Origin of the sequence: Eggerthella lenta DSM 2243 (genome assembly GCF_000024265.1) — a bacterium.
GTDB classification, from domain to species: Bacteria; Actinomycetota; Coriobacteriia; order Coriobacteriales; family Eggerthellaceae; genus Eggerthella; species Eggerthella lenta.
Genome location: NC_013204.1, coordinates 315,567 through 336,758, shown reverse-complemented (window position 1 = coordinate 336,758; position 21,192 = coordinate 315,567). Strand labels below are relative to the sequence as shown.

Below are 21,192 nucleotides of genomic sequence, written 5' to 3'. Positions count from 1 at the left end.
ACGATGCGCAACCTCTGCGCTTTGGCCGCGCGGAGAGGCGCTTTCGCGCTGCGTCCTCGCGGCATCCGTGGGGCTGTCATGCCCGCGCGCTTATGCACGCGACCGCTTACATAACGTACAAGAAGATGGCCAGAAACTGCAGAACGCTTCCGGCGAGTACCCAGAGATGGAACAGGGAATGCATGTACGGCACCTTCTTCAACACGTAGAAGATGCACCCGATGGAGTAGCAGATGCCGCCGCCCACGAGCAGCCACAGGCCCGGCCCGGGGATGGCCTCGATGAGCGCAGGGAGGAACCAGATGACGCACCAGCCCATGAGAAGATACAGCACGGCCGACACCCAGCGCGGACGAAACACCCAGAACGCCTCGCAGGCAACGCCCGCCAACGCAACCAGCCACACGAAGGCGCACAGCCACACGCCGCCGGAATCGGCAAGCGAGATCAGGCAGAACGGGGTGTAGGATCCGGCGATGAACAGGTAGATGCAACTATGGTCGAGCACCTTGAACACGCGCTTCGCACGGTCTACCGCGATGGCATGGTACAGCGTGGACATGGTATATTCCAGCAGCATCGTGAGGGTGTACACGAGCGCGGCGAACAGGTAGATGCCGCCTCCGTCGTCGAGCGCGCGCACCACGAGGATGGGGATGGCCGCAATGGCCAACAGCGCCCCCAAGCCATGGGTGACGGAGTTCGCGATCTCCTCCCCCAGCGTGTACTCGCGGATGTCGCGAGCTTTGTTCGTGGCGCTGGCCGACGTATGCGACACCTCGTTGCGCAGCGCGTGCATGCTGGCGTAGTCGTTCGGCTTGAATTGCGAAGGCGTCCAACCGGGAGCGGGCCGGTGCTCTGTTTCGGGCACGACCGAAGAAGGGCTCTCGGCACTGCGGCCGGAGCCGGTACTTCGAGCGCCTTTGGCGTCGGATGTAGTTGATGCGTTCATGGTGCTACTGTATCACATTTCCGTGGGGCTTGAGCCAAGCAAGCCACGCACGGGCATCATCCTCTCGGGCATCGATAAGCCTGATGGTAGTGCCTCCAACCCCTGCTGCAGTGCGCGCGTTGACCGTAGCGGTGCCGGCATTGCGTTGAAAAGGATTCGTCTTCGTGTAACCGAACTGTATCTTTTTGCGCGGGAAGCTGATGGTCTCGCGAGCGAACCCGCCGTTGCTCACCTGCATGAAACGCTCGTTGTACGCAAACCCCGAGCCACGGAACCACAGCACGGCTCCTACCGCGTCGAGAACGAGCAGCACGACCGCAAGCGCATAGCCGAACAGCGCGCCGTTGTTGACGAAGAACAACGTCATGGCTCCGTCAGGCACGGCCGGATCCGCCAGGAGGTTCACCGCGATCTGCCCTGCCGCCACGAGGACGGCCAACCAGAAGCCCGTCCCCTGGATGATGCATCGGCGGATGAGGGCGCGACGCAGCCCCACGGGCGCCACCGGGATGTTCTCGGTGGGAACGTCGGCGAACTCGGGAACGATGCCCGCGAGAATCTCGGGCACGCGGGACATCTTCACGAAGGGATGGATCACGAGCCCTTGCTGGCTGAGGCCTTTCTGCTGGTCGTCGGAGTTTTCAGCCGCCGCATCGATCTTGCCCAGCGACAGCTCGCAGTAGCCAAGCAGACGGCGGATGAAGCTCTGCTTCACCATCACCGACTGCACGCGGTCGACGTCGACGCCCTGGAAGCGGTGCTGCAGCAGGCCGTGCTCGACTTCGATGCGGTTGTCGCGGCGACATGCGCGGAAGCCGCCGTACGAGACGCAAGCGCCGATGGCAGACAGCAGCCACAACACGAGCGACGCAGCGAGGAAGGTCGCCACGCCCGCGGCGATGAGGCTGCCCCCGAACAGCCGAACGCTCGTGGCTACAACGTTGCCAACGAGCGGCTCCATCGAACCGGAGAGGATGGGCGCCATCTGACCCATGAACTGGGAAACGGCGCCGACGATGCCGACAACCACGACGAAGAACGCCGTGTTGTTCGACAGGCCGGTGAACACGAGCTCCTTGTTGGACATGCCGTACTCGTAGGTCACGCGGCCCGTATCCACCGCGGCGCCACCGAACACGCCGCGCACGTCCTGCCAGATCTCGGCGGGAGCGTCCAGCACATTGGCGCCCTCGTGCAAGGCTTGCGCGGGAACGCCCGCTGCAGAGGCCATCGCCGCAACGGCGGCATCGGGCGCGGCACCGTTGCGCACGGCTACGGCGTACTGCTTGCGCGCGAACAGCTCGCGGCGCAGCTCCTCAGCTTGCGTCTTCTGCACATACGGCACGATGACGGCCTTGTTCGCCGCGCCGCCCGCCGTGTCGATGCTGACGCTGCACACGCCGAAGATGCGCTGGATGAGCGTGGCGTGCTGGTCGACGGACTGGATGCGCTGGTAGGGCACATGCACGCGCTTCTTGTTGAGTATGCCCGAATACAGGTTGAATTCCTCGGGCCCTAGCTCGTAGTACAGATGCTTGTACGAGATCACCTGGTAGACCGCCACAAGCGCCACCAGCACGACGATACCGGCGATCACGGATCCGATGACGATGAAAAGCATGGGGATGTCGCCGCGCGTGATGGCTTCGCCCTCGGAGATGGCGCCGATGATAGCCGAGAACGAGGAGAAGACCACGATGGCCAGCAGCATGAACGCCGTGCGCAGACTGCCCAACCAGATATAGCTATGATGGACATGGCTCCCCCGCGGCCCTTCAGGCTGCGGCGCAGCAGGCTGGGGTTGGGGCGCAGCGGGCCGAGGCTGGGGCTGCGGAGGTTGGGGCGGTTGGCGATAGTCCGTCATCACACGTCCTCCTGGGCCAGGCGCGCAAGCTCGGCCGCGCGATCGCGCAGCTGCTCGGCGACGTCGGCGCCGAGGCCGGGGATCTCATGCTCGCCGGCCGCCGTGGCCACCGTCACGCTGGACAGGCCGAACGCACGTAAGATGGGACCCTGGCGCGTGTCGGTGTTCTGCACGCGGATGAAGGGGATGACGAAACGCTTGCGCCACACGATTCCCTTCGCGATATCGAGGTAGTCGCTGGAAAGCTCGTAGCGCCAGCGCATGAAGCGGATGGGCGGCAGCACGATCAACCACACGATCAAGCAAGCTGCGTACGCAACGGCGACGGCGACCAGGACGACGAACATCCACGTCGCCGGATCCACCATTGCAGCGATGGCGAATGGAACGAAGCAGCAGAGGAATACCACGGTAAGCCAAATGGCGTCGTTGATGCGCCAGACCGTTTTGACCTTCGGATCGAGTTGGTGCGCCGGCAAGTCTTTCATGCGAGTCCTTCTGGTCGATGTCGATATGCTTGCTTCATCATACCAGAGCGACGCAACGTCACCAGGAGCCGCATCAACACAGAATTGCAGAGCGTCGGCGCATCGTCTAACGCGATGCGCTACGCGGGAACAGGCTTCTCGGCGCGGCCGCGGAATCGACGGGCGTTGGGAAGGCGGCTTTCGCGCAAGCATGCCAGCACGACGCACCGCAGAGCCGAACGATTCCGGATGTTTCACGTGAAACATCCGTTTGGGTTGGGCGGGGTTTCACGGTGCAGTATACTCAGGACAGCAAACTGCGAGCGAAACGAGGTTCCCATGCGCTATGACGAGCTGCAAGACGAGATCAAAAATGCGATGAGAGCAAAGGACAAGCCGAAGTTGTCCATCCTGCGCCAGGTGCACGGCGAGATCAAGAACATCGAGGTGAACGAGCGCCGCGACATCACGGACGCGGACGTGGACGCCATGCTGAAGCGCCTGATCAAGCAGACGAAGGAGACGCTGGACGGCTCCATCAAGGCCGGCAACGATCAGGAACGCACCGACACCCTGACCGCCCAGGTGGCCATCCTGGAAAGCTACCTGCCCAAGCAGGTGTCGGGCGACGAGCTGGCCGCGCTCATCGACGAGGTGCTGACCGAGACGGGCGCGTCCTCCAAGAAGGACATGGGTCGCGTCATGGGCGCCCTCACCCAGAAGACCGGCGGCAACTTCGACAAGGCGGCCGCCGCCAAGGAGCTGGGCCAGAAGCTGGCCTAGCTCCCCTCCCCCGCATCAAGCAAGAAGGCGCGCATGATGCGCGCCTTCTTTCGTTGCGACGACTGCCGTGCCCCGTGCGATACGGGGCACGGCGGAAACCGTGAAGCCGAATCGATTCTTTATAGGCCGAAAAGGTAATCTAGCTCGTCGCCCCAGGAGTCTTCGTCAACCTGCCAGGAATCGCCGTTCTTGACCACCTCCAAGCTTACGTAATCCGTGGTCATGGCGGTGGTCTTGTCCATTGCAGCCTGGTAGAGCTCGCCGAGAAGCACCTTCGCGCCGGCCTCGTCGAGGGACTGCAAGTCGCCGGCGTCGATGGCGGCTTGCGCGTCTTCCATGAACGTGGTGGCGAAGGCCATAGAATCGCGCAGCGTCACATCGGCATACACGGTGCCCGTGCCGTCGCCGTTATCGTAGGCGCCGTCGAGCTTATAGTCGAAGTCGACCAGCATCCACTCGACGAACGTCAAGGGGTCGATGCCCAAGTCGGTGAGGCTGTATCCCGTCGCGTCGGCCAGCTGCTCGTCGGCTTGGTCGGCGATCTTCCGCATAAGCACAGCATCCTTGCTCTTCAGCAGGTCGAGCTTCTCAGACGCCGCCGCTTCCATCTGCTGGTCGCCCTGCGTGATGGACGACAGGTCGGAACTTTCCAACGAGTACGTGCGATCGTATTCGTCGGACGCACCGACCACGAAGGCGAGCACGCCAACCCCGATAACCACGTACAAGACGAACGCCAGCACCGAAAGCACGATGCCGACGATGCCGCACACCTTGCCACCGGTCGCCTTACCGTCCCTGCCCGCCTGCTTAACGGCTTGGCCGGCCAGCACGATGGCGACGATACCCAGCGCGATTCCGAACAGAATAGAAGCCGAGAACAAGATGGCCAGAATGCCGCACACGAGAGCGCCGACGGCCTTGCCGTTGGATTGCGGAGGAACCGGTTGATAGTAGCCTGCAGGCTGCTGGCCGAAGGGCTGGCCCGGCTGCTGACCGTAAGGCGCGGATCCGGGCGCTTGCGCGGACTGCGGCATCGGCTGCGTCGGTTGCGCCGGAGAACCGGGCGGCGCGGAAACGGTGGGCGGTACGGGCGGCTGCGGCGGTACGGGCGGCTGCGGCGCGGTCTGCTCATCCATGGAAAATCCCCTTTCAGGTGCGGTTTCCGACAGTATAGCAAAGGAGCCGTCGGATTTCCGACGGCTCCTGGCAGTTCGCTTCTATGCAAGGAACGGCATCCGCTCTAGTAGTGCGCCAGATCCTCTTCCTTCACACGACCGCGGAACGTGCGGTAGATGATGACGTGATAGACCAGCACCAGCGGCAGGCCCACGCACGTGATGATGGTCATCCACATCAACGTGAGCTCGGACGACGCGGCGCTCATGGCCGTGATGGCCGGGCCGACGCTATCGGCCGAAGCAACCACGAAGTTCGGGAACATCGAAGCGGCCAGCAGCAGCACCAGCAGCGCCGCCGCGCCCGACTGGGCGATGAAGGCGCCCAGGTCGCAGTCCTTGCTCTTCGCGAAGAACACGGAGGCGACGATGGCAACCACGAACAGGGCGGCCAGCAACCAGCGAACCGCTCCCAGCAGGGGATCCATTGCCGGCTGAATGCCCAGCAGAGCATAGGCGGTCACCGCGACGAACAGCACCAGCGACACGATCTGCAGCGGGAAGCGCAGCTTCGCGGCGCGCGCCTGCAGGTCGCTAGGCTTCGGCGCCTTGAGCGCCAGCCAGGACGCCCCTTGCGCCAGGAACATCGACAGGCCCAGCAGGCCGCACAGCAGCGTGAACGGGGTGATGAGGCCCAGCAGCGGAATGCCCGTGTAGTCGCCGTTGGCGCTCATGGGGATGCCCGCGTAGATGTTGCCCACGGCAACGCCCAGCAGCAGCGCCGGCAGCAGCGAGCCCACGAAGAAGCAGCCGTCCCACACCTTCGCCCACTTGTGGTCGATGCCGCGGTATTCCAGCGAAACAGCACGCACGATCAGGCCGAACAGCACCAGCATGACCGCCAGATAGAACCCGGAGAACGTGGTGGCGTATGCCGCCGGGAACGCCGCGAACAGCGCGCCGCCTGCGGTGAGCAGCCACACCTCGTTGCCGTCCCACACCGGGCCGATGCTCGTGCGCACAACGGCCTTTTCTTCATCGCCCTTCGCCACGAAGGGGTACAGCACGCCCGCGCCCAGGTCGAAACCGTCGAGCACGAAATAGCCGGCGATCAACACGAAGATCAGGAGGAACCAAAGCCCCTGGAAGAACGTGATTTCCATGACTACTCACCTTCCTTCGCGAGGTCGTCGCCGAACGAGGGGGCTGCTTTGCCCTTCGGGGTCTTGCCCGCAGCGGCGCCCTCCAACGCAGGCTCATGCTCTGCAACCGGCCCTTCCTTGATGAAGCGACCCATCGTGCGAGCCCACGCGACCATGAGGAACGCGTACACCACCAGGAACAGCACCATCGTGATCACCAGCTCGGGAGCGGACACCGACTGCGAGACGCCCTCGTTCGTGAGCAGGCTGACGCCTTCGGGGCTGGTTGCGGACGGGTACACCACCCACGGCTGGCGGCCGACTTCGGCCGTGAACCAGCCCGCCTGAATGGCGATGAGCGGGAACACCGGCGAGATGAGCACCAGGCGCTGCAACCACTTCATGTTCTGGATCTTGCCGCCGCGCAGCGTGAATACGAGCGCCAGGATAACGGTGAGCATGATGAGGCCGTACATGGCAACCATGAGGTGGTACGTCTGGAACACGAAGTTCACCGGCGCGGTTTCGGGATCGAGAGCACCGTACTCGGCGGAAGCGGCCAGCTGGTTGAGGCCCTCGTACTCGGTGTCCCAGGTGCCGGTTGCAAGGAAGCTCGTGCCACCCGGGATGGAGAACGGGGTGATGACCTTCTGGTTCTCCTCGTCAACCCACCCGAACGCGTACAGAGGAGGCACCTCGGAGTCGTACATGCCCTCCATCATGGCAAGCTTCGTGGGCTGCTCCTCGGCGACGGTGACGGCGGAGGAATGAGCCGTGACCAGCATGACGCAGCTGACCACGATGCCCACCACGGCGCCCAGCTTCATCGTCTTCATGGCGAATTCCTTGTGGCGGTTCTTGATGAGGTACCACGCGGAAACGGCCATGGCCACGAACGCGCCCATGATGAGCACGGCCACGATGGTGTGCGAGTAGCGCGGCCATACCGACGGGTTCATCGCCGCGGTCAGGAAGTCGGTGATGACGGCCTTCGAGCCGTCGGCGGACAGCTCCGCGCCGGCCGGGGTCTGCATCCACGAGTTCGCGATGAGGATCCACAGGGCCGACAGAGCCGAGCCGAACCACACGAGCCAGGCCGACACCATGTAGAACTTCGGCGACACGCGCTTGCGCCCGAACAGCAGCACGCCCAAGAACGTGGACTCCAGGAAGAACGCGAGCAGCGCCTCGGCGGCCAGCGGCGCACCGAAGATGTCGCCGACGAACCTCGAGTAATCCGCCCAGTTCGTTCCGAAGGAGAACTCCATCGTGATGCCCGTGGCCAAGCCTAACACGAACGTCGCGGTGAAGATCTTCACCCAGAACTTGGTGGCAGCCGCGTCCTTCGGGTCGCGGGAACGGTAGTACCGTGTTTCGTTGATGGCAAGGATAAGTCCCAAACCGATGGTCAACGGCACGAAAATGAAGTGATACGCCGCCGTGCAAGCGAACTGCAAACGCGCCAGAAGCACAGGATCGGAGAAGATATCCATCGCACACCCCCTTACTCTCGTCTGTACCGACAGATGTCTATGGGGCGCATTATACCATCATTTGTAGAAAAAATGTTATTGGACGAATAACATTTTTGGACGAATTGACGGGGAGCGAAGCGGGGGCTAGCCGGCGGGGAGGGTGCGAGCGGGGGCTAGCCGGCGGGGGTTGGCCGGCGGGAGGGGGGCGGGCGAGGGGGAGGGGGTGCGGGGTCCGCGTTGCACAGTTTTGCGCGATATGCTGCGTTCGACCCGAACCGCTCGAACCCCGATTTCGCGCGACCTGGTAAAACGCTCGCGAGAAGTGCGCCCGGAGGAGCGCGAGGGCGTCCGAAAGCGCTTGAGACGCAACATATCGTGCAAAACTGTGCAACGCAGACCCCCGCCGCGCCCCGCCGGGTCGGTTGGTCGGCGGGGCGCGGCGGGGCTATGAAGTGCCGACGAAGATGTTTCACGTGAAACATCTGTACGGATAGACTGTCGCCCATGGCAAGCCGTCATCCTGAGCGGAGCGCCGGTCGCTTGGATGTGGGCGCGCCCCGCTGGGGCGGGGCGCGGCGGGAACTATGAGATGTGGCCCAGGAAGTCTTTCGTCCGATCGGACTTGGGGTGGTCGAACACCTCTTCGGGCGTGCCCTGCTCCACGATGAAGCCGCCGTCCATGAAGATGACGCGGTCGGCCACGTCGCGGGCGAAGCCCATCTCGTGGGTGACCACGATCATGGTCATGCCGCCCTTCGCCAGGCCTTTCATGACGCCCAGCACGTCGCGCACGAGTTCGGGGTCCAGCGCGCTGGTGGCCTCGTCGAACAGCATGACGTGCGGGTCCATGGCAAGCGCGCGGGCGATGGCCACGCGCTGCTGCTGGCCGCCCGACAGCTCGGAGGGCTTGTAGTCCACGCGGTCGGCCAGGCCCACGCGGGTCAGCTGCTCGACGGCGACCTTCTCGGCCTCCTCCTTGGCGCGATGCAGCACCTTCTGCTGCGCCAGCATCACGTTCTTCTTGGCCGTGAGGTGCGGGAACAGGTTGAAGTTCTGGAACACCATGCCCACTTTGGCGCGCACCTTGTTGATGTCGGTCTTCTTCGCGGTGATCTCGGTGTCTTCGAAGAAGATGCGCCCGTCCGTGGGCGTTTCCAGCAAGTTCACGCAGCGCAGCAGCGTCGACTTGCCCGAACCCGACGGACCCAGGATGACCACCACTTCGCCGCGTTGCACCTCAAGGTCGATCCCGCGCAGCACCACGTTGTCGCCGAACGATTTGCGCAGCCCCTCGATGCGGACCACCGGCTCGCCGACGCGCACGTCAGCTGCATTTGTGCTTTCTTCGCTCATATCCGCACCTCCTTAATGGCTGATATGGTTGGAGCCGGCCAGCGTCTCGGACATGCGCAGGCTCTTGGACACGGCCGCATCGGAGTCGGGCAGCACGGCCTCTTCCGACGTGATGGTCACGCCCTTCTTACGCTTCTTGCGGCCGCCCGCCATGCGCTGCTCCATCGAGTTGATGAGCTTCGTCATGGGAATGGTCACGATAAGGTAGAAGCCGGCGGCCACGATGTACGGCGTCACGTTGCCCGTAGCGGCCGTGATGGTTTTCGCGTACATCATGATCTCCATGACGCCTACGGCGGCCAACAGCGACGTGTCCTTGTACATGAGGATGAACTCACTCGTCATCGTGGGGATCACGCGCCGCACGGTCTGCGGGATGATAACGTAGAACATCGTCTGCGCGCCATTCATGCCCAAGGAGCGCGCAGCTTCGAACTGGCCGCCGTTGATGGACTGAATGCCCGCGCGGAATATCTCCGCCAGGTACGCGCTGGAGTTCAGCACGAGGACGATTGCGCCCAACACGAACAGATCCATTTTAATGCCGAGCAGCGGCAAACCGAAAAACGCGATGTATATCTGCAGAAACAGCGGCGTACCGCGCACGATGTTGATGTACGTAGCGCCCAGAGCGCGCGGGACACGGCTTTTCGCCATGCGCATGAACGACCACAGAAGGCCGATGGGAATGGCCAGCGGAAAGCTGACGATGACGAGCGCGATGGCGATAAGCCATCCGCTGAACACCACCGGCACCGAGGTGACGATGATGCTGGGGTCGAAGAACAGGTGGAGGAACTTGTTGGAGTTCCACGCCTTCACCCAATCCTGCATGCCGAGCCAGGTGGACAATTGCTCGGCCGGAGACGTGCTGACCACGTCGAACGTCTTGTCGGTGGCAGGCATGTCGAGCGTCTGCCCGTCCGCCGTGGTATAGCTTCCCGTCAGGCCGAAGGTTCCCCCATCGCCCGGCAAAAGCGTGCGGTTGCACTCCACCATGACAAGAGAGCCGGCAGGCGTGGCCTCGGGGAACGTCACCGTGACCAGCGATCCGCCGTCAACCTGCACCTTCGAGGCGACGTCGAGGCGATCGAGACCGTTCATGACGGTAACCTTGACGTTCTCGGCGTCGACGGACGAGCCCTCGGGCAGATCGATAGCCAACGCCGACAGCGATTCGTCTTCGGCGGTCTGCCCTTGCCACGTGACGCGCGTGGGCGTGGCGCCCATGACCTTTTCGAGCGCGTCGTCGTTGGGCTGGGCAGTCCATCGCTCAACCTCCATCGCCTGAGCGCTCAGCGGAAACGCGAACAGCACGGCAAGTGCCGCAGCGGCCAAAAGCGCTGCGGCACTTGCCAGGTGCATCCGCGTGCATCGAACGATACTCATGATGTCACGCTGGTTGATTTACTGAAGCCACTTGGCGGCAAGTTCGTCGTACTTGCCGTTGTCATGCACGGCCTGCAGCGCTTTGTTCAGCGCCTTCGTGAGCTCGGGGTTCTCCTTGCTCACTGTGACGGCATACTGCTCGCCCGTGGGAATCTCCTTGATCACCTGGCAGTCCGAGTACGACCTCACGTAGTAGTTCGCCACCGGCAAGTCCACGGACACGGCATCGATCTGGCCGGAGTCGAGCGCGGCGAACACAGCCGTCATCTCGTCGTAACCGGTAACCTCGGCATCTTTGATATTCTCGGCAGCCCACTCGTAGCCGGTCGTGCCGCTTTGGGCTCCGATCTTCTTGCCCTCAAGCTGGGCGACGTCGGTGATGCCCGAATCGCTGCGCACGGTGATGCTCTGGTTCACGTTGCAGTACGGATCGGTGAAATCCACCTGCTGCAGGCGCTTGTCGGTGATGGTGAACGAAGACACGCCGACGTCAGCCTTGCCGCCGGTCTGGATGAGCGGCACGATGGTGTCGAACTTGGTGGACGGCAGATACTCGCACTCGAGACCCATCTCTTCCGCCAGCAAGGTCATGAGGTCCACCGCGAAGCCTTCGGGCTTGTCGCCGTTGAGATTCTCGAACGGCGGGAAGTCGAGCGACGCCGCCACCGTCAGCTTGCCGTCGTTGACCAACGTGTAGCCCGCATCGTTCCCGCTGGTGCTGCTGGTAGTGGTTCCCTGATCTCCGGACGAGCAGCCGAACAGCGCGAGCGACGCGGCCAACGCGCCTGCGGCGACGAGCGCGCCCCATTTCTTGATATTCATGTTCCTCCCCTTTCCACTGCATCCGCTTTTCTCGAACACTATAAGTATGATGCAGTCGCACTACTATACGGCCCCGGACGCTCTTTATCAAAGGTCTAAGCGCCAAGAGAAGGGTTAGTTGAGCGTGATGGCCCCCGAGCGGTCGTTTCGGAGGGCCGTGCGGTTTAGCGCGCTAGAGCGATGGAGCGGCTATCCGCATACGGCGCACACAGCATACAGCACCGCGAGAAACGCGAAATTGAAAGCCGTGAAGCGCGCGACGAAGCCGCTCGCCGTTTGGCGCGCCAATTCGGGACGGCGCCCGAGCGCAGCACGCACGGCACGATACTGGTTGAACGTGATGAGGCTGGCCAGCGATGCCACCAGCGTGCCCGCGCCGCCGATGTTCACGCCCACGAGCAGCGCCTGATAGCTGTCGGTGAAATGCGACAGCAACACCGCGGCCGGCACGTTGCTGACGATCTGGCTGGCGGCCGCGCTGGCCAGCAGCGCGTTATCGGCCATCGCCTGGGACAACACCGCTTCGACCGAGGGGATGCGCGCCATATTGCCCGCGAACACGAAGAAGCAGACGAAGGTGAGCAGCAGCCCGAAGTCCACCGAGCGCAGGGCGCGACGGTCGAGCACGAGCAAGCCGGCTACCACGGCGACGAGCGAAACCGGATACGGAACCAGGCGAAACACCGAGGCGATGACCACCAGAAGCAGCGCGCCGAACGCGATGGCGCGACGACGGTCGACAGGGGCGACGTCGGATCGCGCGAGGTGCCGCCCCTCCGCAGGCCGCCCTTCGGAAGCGCGGGGCGTCGGCTTCGCGAACAGGGCGCAGCTCAGGCCGATGAGCAGCACCGACACGGCAAAGGGCAACGCCATGGTAGCAAGGAAGTCCGTCAGCGGGATGTCGAACCGCTCGAACAGGTAGAGGTTCTGCGGGTTTCCGAACGGCACGATCATGCCGCCGAGATTCGCCGCCAGGCTCTGCATGATGAACGCGAAGGGAAGCGCGCGTTCCCACCCCGCTTTGAGCAAAGTCGCCGCACAGAGGGGCAGCATCATGATGAGAGCCATGTCGTTCGTGGCGATCATCGACAGCACCAGCGTGATGCCCACGATGGCCGCGACGGCCGCGCGGCAGGTGGAGAAACGCGCCACCATCGCGCGAGCCGTTGCTTCGAACACGCCCGCGTTGCGCAGCGCACCGACAAGCGCGAGGATGCCGAACAGGCAAGCGAGCGTTTTAAGATCGAAGTAGCCCAGATAGGAGGCGTCGGGCGGCACGACCAGCATGGTGGCCGCCGCGGCGAGCGCCGACACGAGCAGCACCGCGTGGGTCCGCGAGAAGCGCAGGCAGGCCGAAGCGATGCGGGCGCGCGAAAAAACGCCCCTCGGATCAGGGGCGTTCGGCGAAGTCGATGAGGGGTCGCGCGTCATGGCGACCAGTGTAGCGCGTCGACGGACGGCGTACAACCGCCAAAGCGCGCGAACCCCCGCCCGTACGAGGTCGCGATCGCGGGGCGCAGGGCGCGGCCGCGTCGATGCGGAGCGGGCGATCGCGGGGACGGAGCGGTCGGTGCGCAACGCGGCCTCCCAGGCCGATTCGGCGGGCCTGCGCACGCAACGGCACGCGCCCTAGCGCTCCGGAAGGTTCGCGCAATCTACGCCGGAACGCGAAACCCCACGTGGGGAACCCTGCCGAACTTCCCGTGGTAATCGGAACCGCCCGTGCAGACGAGACGGTAGCGAACGGCAAGCTCGGCGCAGCGAGCGTGATCTGCCAAGGTGTGGTCGGGATGGAAGCGCTCGATGCCGCCGAGACCGCATTCCACCAGGTCGGGAAGCAGATCGTAGCTGTCAAGCTGGCCGGGATGCGCGAGCACCGCCAGCCCGCCGTCCTCCACGACGACCCGCACGGCGTCGCGCGCGTCCACGTAGTCGATGTCGCGGTCGCAGATGCCGCCGTTCTTGAACAGGCTGCGATACAGCGTGCGGTAGGCGGCGCTGGGGTACGGCTCGCTGGTGAGCGCGGCCATGAGGTGCTGCTTGTACAGGCACGTTGACGCGCGGCCCAGCTCAAGCGCGCGCTCTACGTCCACCTCGTAGCCCGCTTCCACCAACCGGTCCAGCTGCCACAGCGAGTTCGCGTGACGGCGCTCAAGCGTGGACCCGCACAGGGCGGCCAGCGCGGGCGCGCCCTCCTCGACGCCCAGCCCCAGGATGTGCACCTTGCGGCCGCGCTCGAAGTCGTAGGCGCTCACCTCGATGCCGCCCACCACCTGCACGCCCAGGCGCTCGCCCAGCTCGCGAGCGGCGGTCAGCCCGGCAGTGGTGTCGTGGTTCGTGAACGCCAGGCGCTCGACGCCTCGCTGCGCCGCCTGTTCGAGCACCTGCTCGAACGTGTCCGATCCATCGGACATCGTCGAATGCACGTGAAGATCTTCGATCACAATACCCCTTTCGCGGTACGGAATACGGCTCGGAATGGCAAAAAAGCATCGAATTCGGAAGGCGTGCCCGCCTCATAGGGTTGGACTATGCGAGAAGTCGGGGCATGGTTTTCCACGACCAGGCGTTTTGCCAGCGCTCCGCTTTCCTGCGCCGCGAAAAGACAGCTCGAGATTCCGAATTCGAATGCTTTTTGCCATTGGGACGACGTTGCGCGACCGCGCAAGGCGCCGCCGCCACGAAGGTCGTCGCCGCAAGGGGCTCCTTCGCCGCCTCCGGATGCTTCACGTGAAACATCCGTTCTCTTGCGCGCCACCCTTTCCTGCTCGCGACCGCACGGCGTCGGGCACGGGCGATGCATCCTCGTCACGCCATCATCCCCTCCTGCATGTTGAACTCATGATCGCACAAGCCTTCCATGAATTCGAGGTCGTGGAAGATGCCGAGCATCGTGGTGCCTTCGGCTTTCAGCTGCTCGATGAGGGAGCGCACCTTGAGCTTCGACGCGTTGTCGAGCGAGGCCGTGGGCTCGTCGAGCAGCAGCAGGCGCGGGCGCTTGATCATGGCGGCGGCGATGTTGAGGCGCAGCTTCTCGCCGCCCGAGAACGTGCGGGGGTACAGCTCCCACAGGCCTTCGTCCAGATCGAAGTGGCGCAGCATGCGCTCGGTCTCCTCTTCGGCGCGGGAGCGCTCGTCGGCGCCGTACGCTTCCAACGCGCTTTTCAGCACGATGTCGTAGGCGGTTTGGCGCGGCAGGGCGTTGAGGAACTGGGAGACGTAGCCCAGCTCGTAGGCGCGCAGGTACAGCATCTGGCGCTGCGTGGCCTGGGCCAGGTCCAGCATGCCGAAGCGCTGCGAGTCGTACAGAATGCGGCCGCGCTCGGGCAGGTTTGTGCGCCAGATGCAGCGCAGGATGGTGGACTTGCCGCTGCCGCTGCGCCCCGTGATGCCCACGAACTGGCCCGGTTCGATGGCGAAGTCGATGTCCTGGCACCCTTGCACGCGCCGGTTCACGCGATGGAGCAGGAAGGTTTTGGACAGGCCGTCGATTCGGAGGAGCGCCATGCTACACCGCCTTGGCCAGAGGGCGGGTCAGCTGGTCGAGCGAGACGAGCTGCTCGGTGTCGCGCCCGTAGCCGAGCGGCTGGTCGGGATAGTGCGAGCGGAACACCGAGCGGCCGCCCACGAACGCGCGCGTGACCACGGGCATCGTGCGCGCGACGCGACCGTCCGGCCTTGCGCCCGGGTGCTCGCCCGAGCCTTCGCCTTCGCCGCAGGAGATCTCGCGCACCAGCAGCACGTCGGCGCGCTTGCCCACCGCGATGGAGCCCACCTCGTCGGCGATGCCCGCGGCCTTCGCCGGGTTGATAGTGACCAGCGCGAACGCTTTCGCGATGTCGAGCCCGCACTGATCGCGCAGCGTGAACACCGCGTCCAGCAGCGCCGCCGGGTAGTAGTCGCTGCACAGCACGTCGATGGCGCCGGCCTGCACGGCCTCGCGCGCGCTGAGGTTGCCCGAGTGGCTGTGGCCCAACATCACGTTCGGCGCGCCTGCGATGGTGTGCATGCCGCGCGCCCGCGCCGCCCGCGCGATGTCCAGCGAGATGGGGAACTCGGAGATAGTGGCCTCGAGGCCGTCCATGAACGCCAGCTTGTCCTCGCTGTCGTCGTCGTGCGAGGCGATGGACACGCCGCGCTCGCGCGCCACGGCCGCCAGTGCTGTGATCTGGGCGTACGTGAGCTTCTGGCTCTCCTGCTGCTGACGCACGATGTCGCGCACGTCCTCGTCGCTGACGTCGCGGTAGCCCTTCAGCGTGTCGCCGAACACCAGCAGGTCGCGGTACTGGCCCTGCCCCGGCGTGTGGTCCATGAACGACACGAGGTCCACCTTGCCCGAGCGCAGGAAGCTCTCGATGTCGTCGTACAAATCCACCGAGTCCAGCTCCACGCGCATGTGCAGGCGGTGGCGGATGAGGTGGTCGCGCTCCTCGCCCGCGCGCAGGGCGGCCACGCGGTCGATGAGGGCGCTCACGTTGCCGAAATCGCGGATGGGCTTGTGGTCGAACACGTGCGCGCCGTACACCGACAGCGAGTGGAAGATGGTGGTCACGCCGTGCGACACCAGCTCGCGGTCGGCCTTGTACAGCGACGTGGACAGGTCCATGACCACGCTGGGGCGCGGCGAGGCCACGTTCTCCACGTAGTCCGAGTGGATGTCGATGAGGCCGGGCGCCACGTACGCGCCGCGCGCGTCCACCACGGGCAGCACGCCCATCGTGGCATCGGGCTGCGCGTCGAAGTCGGACGCGCCCACCGGCTCGATGGCGGCGATGCGCCCGTCGATGACCACGACGTCGCAGTCGGGAAGCACGCGGTCGGCGCACACCACCGTGCCGCCGCGGATGATGCAAGAATCAGTGTCCATGGTGCAGGTTCCTTTCAAAGGGTCACATATTGGCGTAGTAAGTCAGCGAGGGTTCTTCCGGTGCCCGAGATTGGCGTGAAAGACCGAGGAAGCGTACTTTGGTACGCGACGAGGGCTTGGAGCGCCAAGATCGGACACCGGAAGAACCCGCAGCGTCGGCGTACTCCTTGCTCGTCAGAGCAAGGAGTAGACGAGCTGTTGGGTGTATGCGTGTTGGGGGTCTTCCAGGATCTGGTCGGTCAGGCCGCTTTCGATGACGCGGCCGTCCAGCATGACCAGCGTGCGGTCGGCCAGCATGCGGATGACGCCCAGGTCGTGGCTGACCACCAGCATGCTGACGTTGAAGTCGCGCCTGATCTGCTGGATGAGGTCGAGCACGGCGGCTTGCACGGAGAGGTCGAGGCCCGTGGTCACCTCGTCGAGCAGCAGGATGGGAGGGTTGTTCGACAGCGCCTTGGCTATCTGGACGCGCTGCTGCATGCCGCCGGAGAAGTTGCGCGGCGGCTCGGCCTCGCGCGACAGCGGGATGTTCACGCGCGCGAGCAGCTCCTCCCCGCGAACGCGCATGGCGCCCACGTTGCGGTTGCCGGCGGCGATCATCTGCTCGGCGATGTTCGACAGGCTGGAGAAATCCATGCGCAGCCCCAGGTAGGGGTTCTGGTACACCATGCCGAACACCGTGTTGCGGATGGCGCGCTGATGCTGGGGCGACAGCTGCAGCAGGTTCGCCGCGCCGCCGTCGAAGGGACGGGCGCGCACGTCGCCCTCGGTGGCCTCTTCGTCGAAGAACAGACACTTCATCAGCGACGACTTACCGCTTCCCGACTCGCCCACGATGCCGACGATCTCGGCCGGGAACACGTCCAGGCTGACGTCGCGCACGGCGTGCACCGTGCCGCAACGCGGGCATACGTTGCGTTCCAGCTGCGCCGCGGGAGCAAGGCAGTGCGGGCAGCCCGCGCCGAAGCGCTTCGACAGGTGGCGCACCGACAGGCACGGCTCCTCGTCGACGCCGAATCGTTGCGCATCAAGCATGGGAAGTTCCTTTCCGAGAATTGCCGGTCGTTCGTAGAGTCAGCGAGGGGGCTTCTGGTGCCGAAGATTGCGGGGAAAGGCCGACGAAGCGTGCTGCTGCACGTAAGGAGGCCTTGGAGCCGCAAGATTCGGTGCCAGAAGCCGCCGCAGCGTCGACCGGCTTCGTCGGCTGGCAAGCCGACGAAGCACAATAGTTCGTGTCGTTGCATTGGTAGTAGGTTTCGCCGGTGGCTTCGTCCACCAGCTCGTCCAGGTAGACGCCCTCGGCGCCGCACAGGCGGCAGCGCTTTCCCTCGAAGGTTTCCACCGCGAACGGGTAGTCCTCGAAATCGAGCGGCTTGACATCGGTGAAGGGCGGCACGGCGTAGATCTTCTTCTCGCGGCCCGCCCCCAACAGCGTGAGGTGGCGCGCCTGGTTCAGCTTCAGGTTGTCGAAGCGCGGGATGGGCGACGGCGCCATCACGTAGCGGCCGAACACCTGCACAGGATGGTCGGCGCCGGTGGTGGTGGCATCGAAGCGCACGATCTGGTCGAACAGTTCCAGCCACGCGCCGGTGTAGTCGGCTTCGGCGTGGAGGCGCTTCGTGGCGGCCTCGCTGGGCTCGAAGCTGCGCAGCGGCTCGGGCGTGGGCACCTGCAGCACGAGGATCTGACCGTCGTCCAGCGGATGCTCGGGAATGCGGTGGCGCGACTGGATGAGCGTGGCGTCCTCGGTGGCGTCGGTCACCTCCACGTCGGTGGTGTCGACGACCAGCTTCTTGATATTGACGGCGTTCACGCTGTCGTCGGAGCCCTGGTCGATCACCTTGAGGGTGTCGTCGGGACCGATGATGGCCAACGTGATCTGCAGGCCGCCCGTGCCCCAACCGCGCCCGATGGGCATCTCGCGCGAGGCGAAGGGCACCTGGTAACCGGGAATGGACACGCCTTTGACCAGGGCGCGGCGGATCTCGCGCTTCGACGCCTCGTCGAAGAACGCGTAGTTATAGCGCTGCTGCATCGCGGGCCTCCTTCGACTCGGCGGGTTGATCGTGCGGGTCGCGCGTACTTTGCGGGTCGTGCGCGACGCGCGTGCCGTGCGGGTCGCATTCGCCGCATTCGCTGTGCTCGTCACGCGTGCCGCGCACGCTGGACAGCTTCGACTGGAACGTGACATAGTGGGGCAGCTTGAGGTGCGAGATGAAGCCGGTGGCCTCCACGCCGTCCACGTGGTACAGCACGAACTCCTCGTCCTCGGTGGGGAACCGTTTGTCGCCGCGCTCCAGGCAGTGGTCGAGCACGCTCATGGCGATGGCCTTCGTCTCGGCGCGGCCGAACACCAGGCCGTAGCCGATGGCCAGCGACAGGCCGCCGCCATCGGAGCGTGTGGCCGTCGCCGTGCCGCCGTCGGCATCGCTTTCGCCCTCGCTCTCGAACACGCTTTCCACCTCGGTCACCGGGACGGAACCCAGGTAGTAGGCGTCTTGCTCGCCGCCCGCCTCAAGCGGATGGTCAACGGCCACGGCCACGCGACCGGAGCGAAGCTCGCCCACCGTGGGATGCGCAGGGCCGAAGCCGCGGATGGCGGCGTACCCCAGCGCCTCGACGGCCTGCGTCATGCCGCGCGCGAGCGTCTGCAATCGCACGGAGCGCGGTGCCGGGAACGAGAGCGGCGCCATGGTGGCGTCCACCGGCGGCGCGTCGTCGGCTTCGACGTGCGCGAGCAGGCCTTGGGCGCGCAGGTAGTCCAGCACGCGCGGAAGGGTGGCGGGAGTTTGGGGCGCGCCGGGCACGGCGGTGTCGGGAGACTTCGTAGGGGTGCCCTGCTGGGCGCCCGCAGGCGGGCAGCAGCCCGCCCCTACGGGGATCTCCGCGCACGGGGAAGCGGCGGGCGCAACGTCGGGCGCGGCCTCGAGGGCCTCGGCGACCTTCTCGAAGTGGGCGGCCAGTTCGGCGCGCTTCTCGGCCAGCTCTTCGGCGCCCTCGGTTTCCAGGTCGAACGCCAGCAGACGGTGGCTGTAGTCGCGCGTGGCACCCAGCACCTGGCCGCCGGGCACGTCCTTGAACGCGGCCGACACGCGGCGGTTCACGCGCATGGCGCCCGTGTCCACCGGACGCGACACGTAGGGGCGCTCCAGCGTGGAGCGGAACGCGCGCAGCAGGAACACGGCCTCGTCGGGCGAGCCCTGCGCCTGTTTGAGCGCCAGCGCAGCCAGACGCGGCGCATAGAGCGAGGCCTCGCCCATCACCTGGTCGACCAGTTCGGGAAACGTGCCCTCGATCTCGTCGGTGCCCCAGGCGGACGACGCGCTAACGCGCTGGTATTCCAGCAGCTTGAGGCTTTCCTCGATGGCTTTCCCGCCACCGCGCACGGCAACGTATCCCATCTAGCGCACCCCCTTCGCAGCGGATGCGGCGGTTGCGGCGGGCGCTGCGGGCATTGCGGGCGCGACGGCTGCGACGGGCGCCGCGGGCGTTGCGTTGTCGGGAGACTGCGTAGGGGCGCCCTGCTGGGCGCCCGCGGGCGGGCAGCAGCCCGCCCCTACGGAGATCTCCGCGCGCGGGGAAGCACCCGACGCGCCGGGCATGGCGGGCACGGGCTCGGAATGTTTCACGTGAAACATTTGTTCTTTTGTCGCACTACATTGAGTCGATTGTTTCACGTGAAACATCGATGCGGGATCGGTCGAGGGATCGAGGCCGGGCGCTGGGTTGGTTGCAGCGTCGGGCGCGAGGTCAGACGCGGGGTCGGCGCCGAACCCGGTTGCGGGGTCGGCGAGGCGTCGCGCGCTCGAGCTACGCGGCACGGCGACGATGCGGCCTTCCGGATCCACCAGCACGATTTCGATGCCGCAAGGGAACTCGTCGCCGCGCGCGTCGCGGGCGCGCAGCCAGTCCACGCGATCGACGGCGAAGCGGTTCTCGCGTTCCACGCCCGGGCCCTGCAGCGCCACCACGTGCACGGCCGGCTGGGAAACCTCGCCGCTTTCGGGCGCGTCGGCCAAACGGGCGCAACCCACGAGCACGGTCGCCCCCTTCTCGGGCGACACCAGCGTGCCGCGGCATGCCTCCGCCACCGCCTCGTACACCGTCTGCGCGTCGGCGCGCGCGGGCACCACCACGAAGTCGGCATCGCGCAGGGACACCCGACGCGCGTGCGTCTCGCTCGTAAGGTACGCAGCCACGGCGTCGGACTCGGAATCGGCCACGCAGAACGTCACCGCCTGGTCCACGAACAGGCGCACCACCAGCTCCAACGACGCGTCGAGCGCAACGGGGCTCGCCGGGTTCTCGGGCGCCGGCGCCAACCGGTGCACGGTTCCCGGATGCGCGAACGCATCGAGCACGCAGCGGAACGCCCGCTGGGCGCGATGCAGGTCAGCGTCTTCTCGTATCGTCATGCTTCCACCTTCATCGTAGAGAAATCAACCTTCGTCGCCGCGGTGCGACGCGCCTCGCGCTGGTCGCGCGCTTCGACGCGCGCCAGCTCGGCGCGCAGGGAAGCGTCCCAGCGGGAAGCCCACGCGTCGCCCGCCGCGCCGGAGAACACCGCGTCCACCACGGCAAGCTCGTAAGCGCGGCACCGATCGCTGCCCAGCACGAGGCCCAGGCCCACGGCGTCGCCCACGCGCACGCGGCACGACGTCATCAGCGCCTCGCCCAGAAAGAACAGGCTTCCCTGCGCCGTCTCGCGCGCCTGCACCATCACCAGCTCCTCGCGCGGCTCGTCGAGCACCGCGACGGCGCCCTGCGACCCATCGCGCTCCACCTCGCACACGATGGCCCGAGCCAACGCCGGATCGCCCTCCACCAAAGCACGAGTACGCTCATACCGTTTCAACAAAACACCACTCCCATCTGAGTTTTTCTCTCTTCATACACCGGCCGCGAATCCGCGCAAGCGCCCCGCGCAGAACGATCGTTTCAACATGCAAGAGGCCTGGGG

General features: G+C 65.5%; 20 protein-coding genes. 2 read left to right on the top strand and 18 right to left on the bottom strand.

All coding sequences use genetic code 11. From position 1 onward, the window contains the following. Positions 1 to 106: 106 nt before the first annotated feature. The 3 genes from trhA to ELEN_RS01265 form a co-directional block, all read right to left on the bottom strand. Positions 107 to 871: a PAQR family membrane homeostasis protein TrhA gene (gene trhA / locus ELEN_RS01275; RefSeq protein WP_009305821.1), complete on the bottom strand. Its 765-nt coding sequence runs from the start codon at positions 869 to 871 to the stop codon at positions 107 to 109. Positions 872 to 956: 85 nt separating this feature from the next. Continuing rightward, complete coding sequence (locus ELEN_RS01270) at positions 957 to 2,687, bottom strand: PH domain-containing protein (RefSeq protein ID WP_226844235.1); 1,731 nt, start codon at positions 2,685 to 2,687, stop codon at positions 957 to 959. Positions 2,688 to 2,815: 128 nt separating this feature from the next. Continuing rightward, complete coding sequence (locus tag ELEN_RS01265; protein WP_009305819.1) at positions 2,816 to 3,304, bottom strand: PH domain-containing protein; 489 nt, start codon at positions 3,302 to 3,304, stop codon at positions 2,816 to 2,818. A 318-nt stretch (positions 3,305 to 3,622) separates the two neighbouring features. Here ELEN_RS01265 and ELEN_RS01260 point away from each other — a divergent pair, with 318 nt between their 5' ends. Continuing rightward, a complete protein-coding gene (locus ELEN_RS01260; RefSeq protein ID WP_009607949.1) occupies positions 3,623 to 4,066 on the top strand; it encodes a GatB/YqeY domain-containing protein in 444 nt (147 codons plus the stop codon). Between the two features lie 119 nt (positions 4,067 to 4,185). Here the strand turns inward: ELEN_RS01260 and ELEN_RS01255 are convergent, their stop codons facing one another. The 8 genes from ELEN_RS01255 to phnPP all read right to left on the bottom strand — a co-directional run bounded on the left by ELEN_RS01255 (position 4,186) and on the right by phnPP (position 13,809). After that, a complete protein-coding gene (locus ELEN_RS01255) occupies positions 4,186 to 5,205 on the bottom strand; it encodes a DUF4190 domain-containing protein (RefSeq protein WP_015759894.1) in 1,020 nt (339 codons plus the stop codon). Positions 5,206 to 5,309: 104 nt separating this feature from the next. After that, a complete protein-coding gene (cydB, locus tag ELEN_RS01250; protein ID WP_009305816.1) occupies positions 5,310 to 6,347 on the bottom strand; it encodes a cytochrome d ubiquinol oxidase subunit II in 1,038 nt (345 codons plus the stop codon). Between the two features lie 2 nt (positions 6,348 to 6,349). Beyond that, positions 6,350 to 7,819 (bottom strand): cytochrome ubiquinol oxidase subunit I, encoded by a 1,470-nt coding sequence (locus tag ELEN_RS01245; RefSeq protein WP_009608109.1) that lies wholly within the window; start codon positions 7,817 to 7,819, stop codon positions 6,350 to 6,352. A gap of 564 nt (positions 7,820 to 8,383) precedes the next feature. Then, positions 8,384 to 9,154, bottom strand: a complete 771-nt coding sequence (locus ELEN_RS01240) for an amino acid ABC transporter ATP-binding protein (RefSeq protein ID WP_009608041.1) — start codon at positions 9,152 to 9,154, stop codon at positions 8,384 to 8,386. Positions 9,155 to 9,166: 12 nt separating this feature from the next. Beyond that, complete coding sequence (locus ELEN_RS01235; protein WP_229040977.1) at positions 9,167 to 10,543, bottom strand: amino acid ABC transporter permease; 1,377 nt, start codon at positions 10,541 to 10,543, stop codon at positions 9,167 to 9,169. A gap of 18 nt (positions 10,544 to 10,561) precedes the next feature. Beyond that, on the bottom strand, positions 10,562 to 11,365 hold the full coding sequence (locus tag ELEN_RS01230; protein ID WP_015759893.1) for an ABC transporter substrate-binding protein: 804 nt from the start codon (positions 11,363 to 11,365) through the stop codon (positions 10,562 to 10,564). 189 nt (positions 11,366 to 11,554) lie between these two features. Further along, positions 11,555 to 12,688, bottom strand: coding sequence for an SLC13 family permease (locus ELEN_RS01225; RefSeq protein WP_015759892.1), 1,134 nt, complete (start codon positions 12,686 to 12,688; stop codon positions 11,555 to 11,557). A 332-nt stretch (positions 12,689 to 13,020) separates the two neighbouring features. Continuing rightward, positions 13,021 to 13,809 carry a phosphoribosyl 1,2-cyclic phosphate 1,2-diphosphodiesterase gene (gene phnPP / locus ELEN_RS01220; protein ID WP_015759891.1) on the bottom strand — a complete coding sequence of 263 codons (789 nt, stop codon included), beginning with the start codon at positions 13,807 to 13,809 and terminating at the stop codon, positions 13,021 to 13,023. Positions 13,810 to 13,913: 104 nt separating this feature from the next. On the opposite strand from phnPP, the gene ELEN_RS16100 reads away from it, so the two are divergent. Next, a complete protein-coding gene (locus tag ELEN_RS16100; RefSeq protein WP_057385197.1) occupies positions 13,914 to 14,099 on the top strand; it encodes a hypothetical protein in 186 nt (61 codons plus the stop codon). A gap of 74 nt (positions 14,100 to 14,173) precedes the next feature. Here ELEN_RS16100 and ELEN_RS01215 read toward each other — a convergent pair whose 3' ends face one another. The 7 genes from ELEN_RS01215 to phnG form a co-directional block, all read right to left on the bottom strand. Continuing rightward, positions 14,174 to 14,872, bottom strand: a complete 699-nt coding sequence (locus tag ELEN_RS01215; protein ID WP_009305809.1) for a phosphonate C-P lyase system protein PhnL — start codon at positions 14,870 to 14,872, stop codon at positions 14,174 to 14,176. Between the two features lies 1 nt (position 14,873). Then, positions 14,874 to 16,232 (bottom strand): alpha-D-ribose 1-methylphosphonate 5-triphosphate diphosphatase, encoded by a 1,359-nt coding sequence (locus ELEN_RS01210; RefSeq protein WP_015759890.1) that lies wholly within the window; start codon positions 16,230 to 16,232, stop codon positions 14,874 to 14,876. 174 nt (positions 16,233 to 16,406) lie between these two features. Further along, positions 16,407 to 17,267, bottom strand: coding sequence for an ATP-binding cassette domain-containing protein (locus tag ELEN_RS01205; protein WP_009607953.1), 861 nt, complete (start codon positions 17,265 to 17,267; stop codon positions 16,407 to 16,409). Beyond that, positions 17,260 to 18,267, bottom strand: coding sequence for an alpha-D-ribose 1-methylphosphonate 5-phosphate C-P-lyase PhnJ (locus ELEN_RS01200; RefSeq protein WP_009608036.1), 1,008 nt, complete (start codon positions 18,265 to 18,267; stop codon positions 17,260 to 17,262). Before ELEN_RS01200 ends, ELEN_RS01205 begins: the two co-directional genes overlap by 8 nt. Then, on the bottom strand, positions 18,251 to 19,633 hold the full coding sequence (locus ELEN_RS01195; RefSeq protein WP_015759889.1) for a carbon-phosphorus lyase complex subunit PhnI: 1,383 nt from the start codon (positions 19,631 to 19,633) through the stop codon (positions 18,251 to 18,253). Before ELEN_RS01195 ends, ELEN_RS01200 begins: the two co-directional genes overlap by 17 nt. Next, positions 19,634 to 20,647: a phosphonate C-P lyase system protein PhnH gene (phnH, locus tag ELEN_RS01190; protein ID WP_009607955.1), complete on the bottom strand. Its 1,014-nt coding sequence runs from the start codon at positions 20,645 to 20,647 to the stop codon at positions 19,634 to 19,636. Then, positions 20,644 to 21,087, bottom strand: a complete 444-nt coding sequence (gene phnG / locus ELEN_RS01185; RefSeq protein ID WP_015759888.1) for a phosphonate C-P lyase system protein PhnG — start codon at positions 21,085 to 21,087, stop codon at positions 20,644 to 20,646. The genes phnH and phnG overlap by 4 nt, the downstream gene beginning before the upstream one ends. Between the last annotated feature and the right edge of the window lie 105 nt (positions 21,088 to 21,192).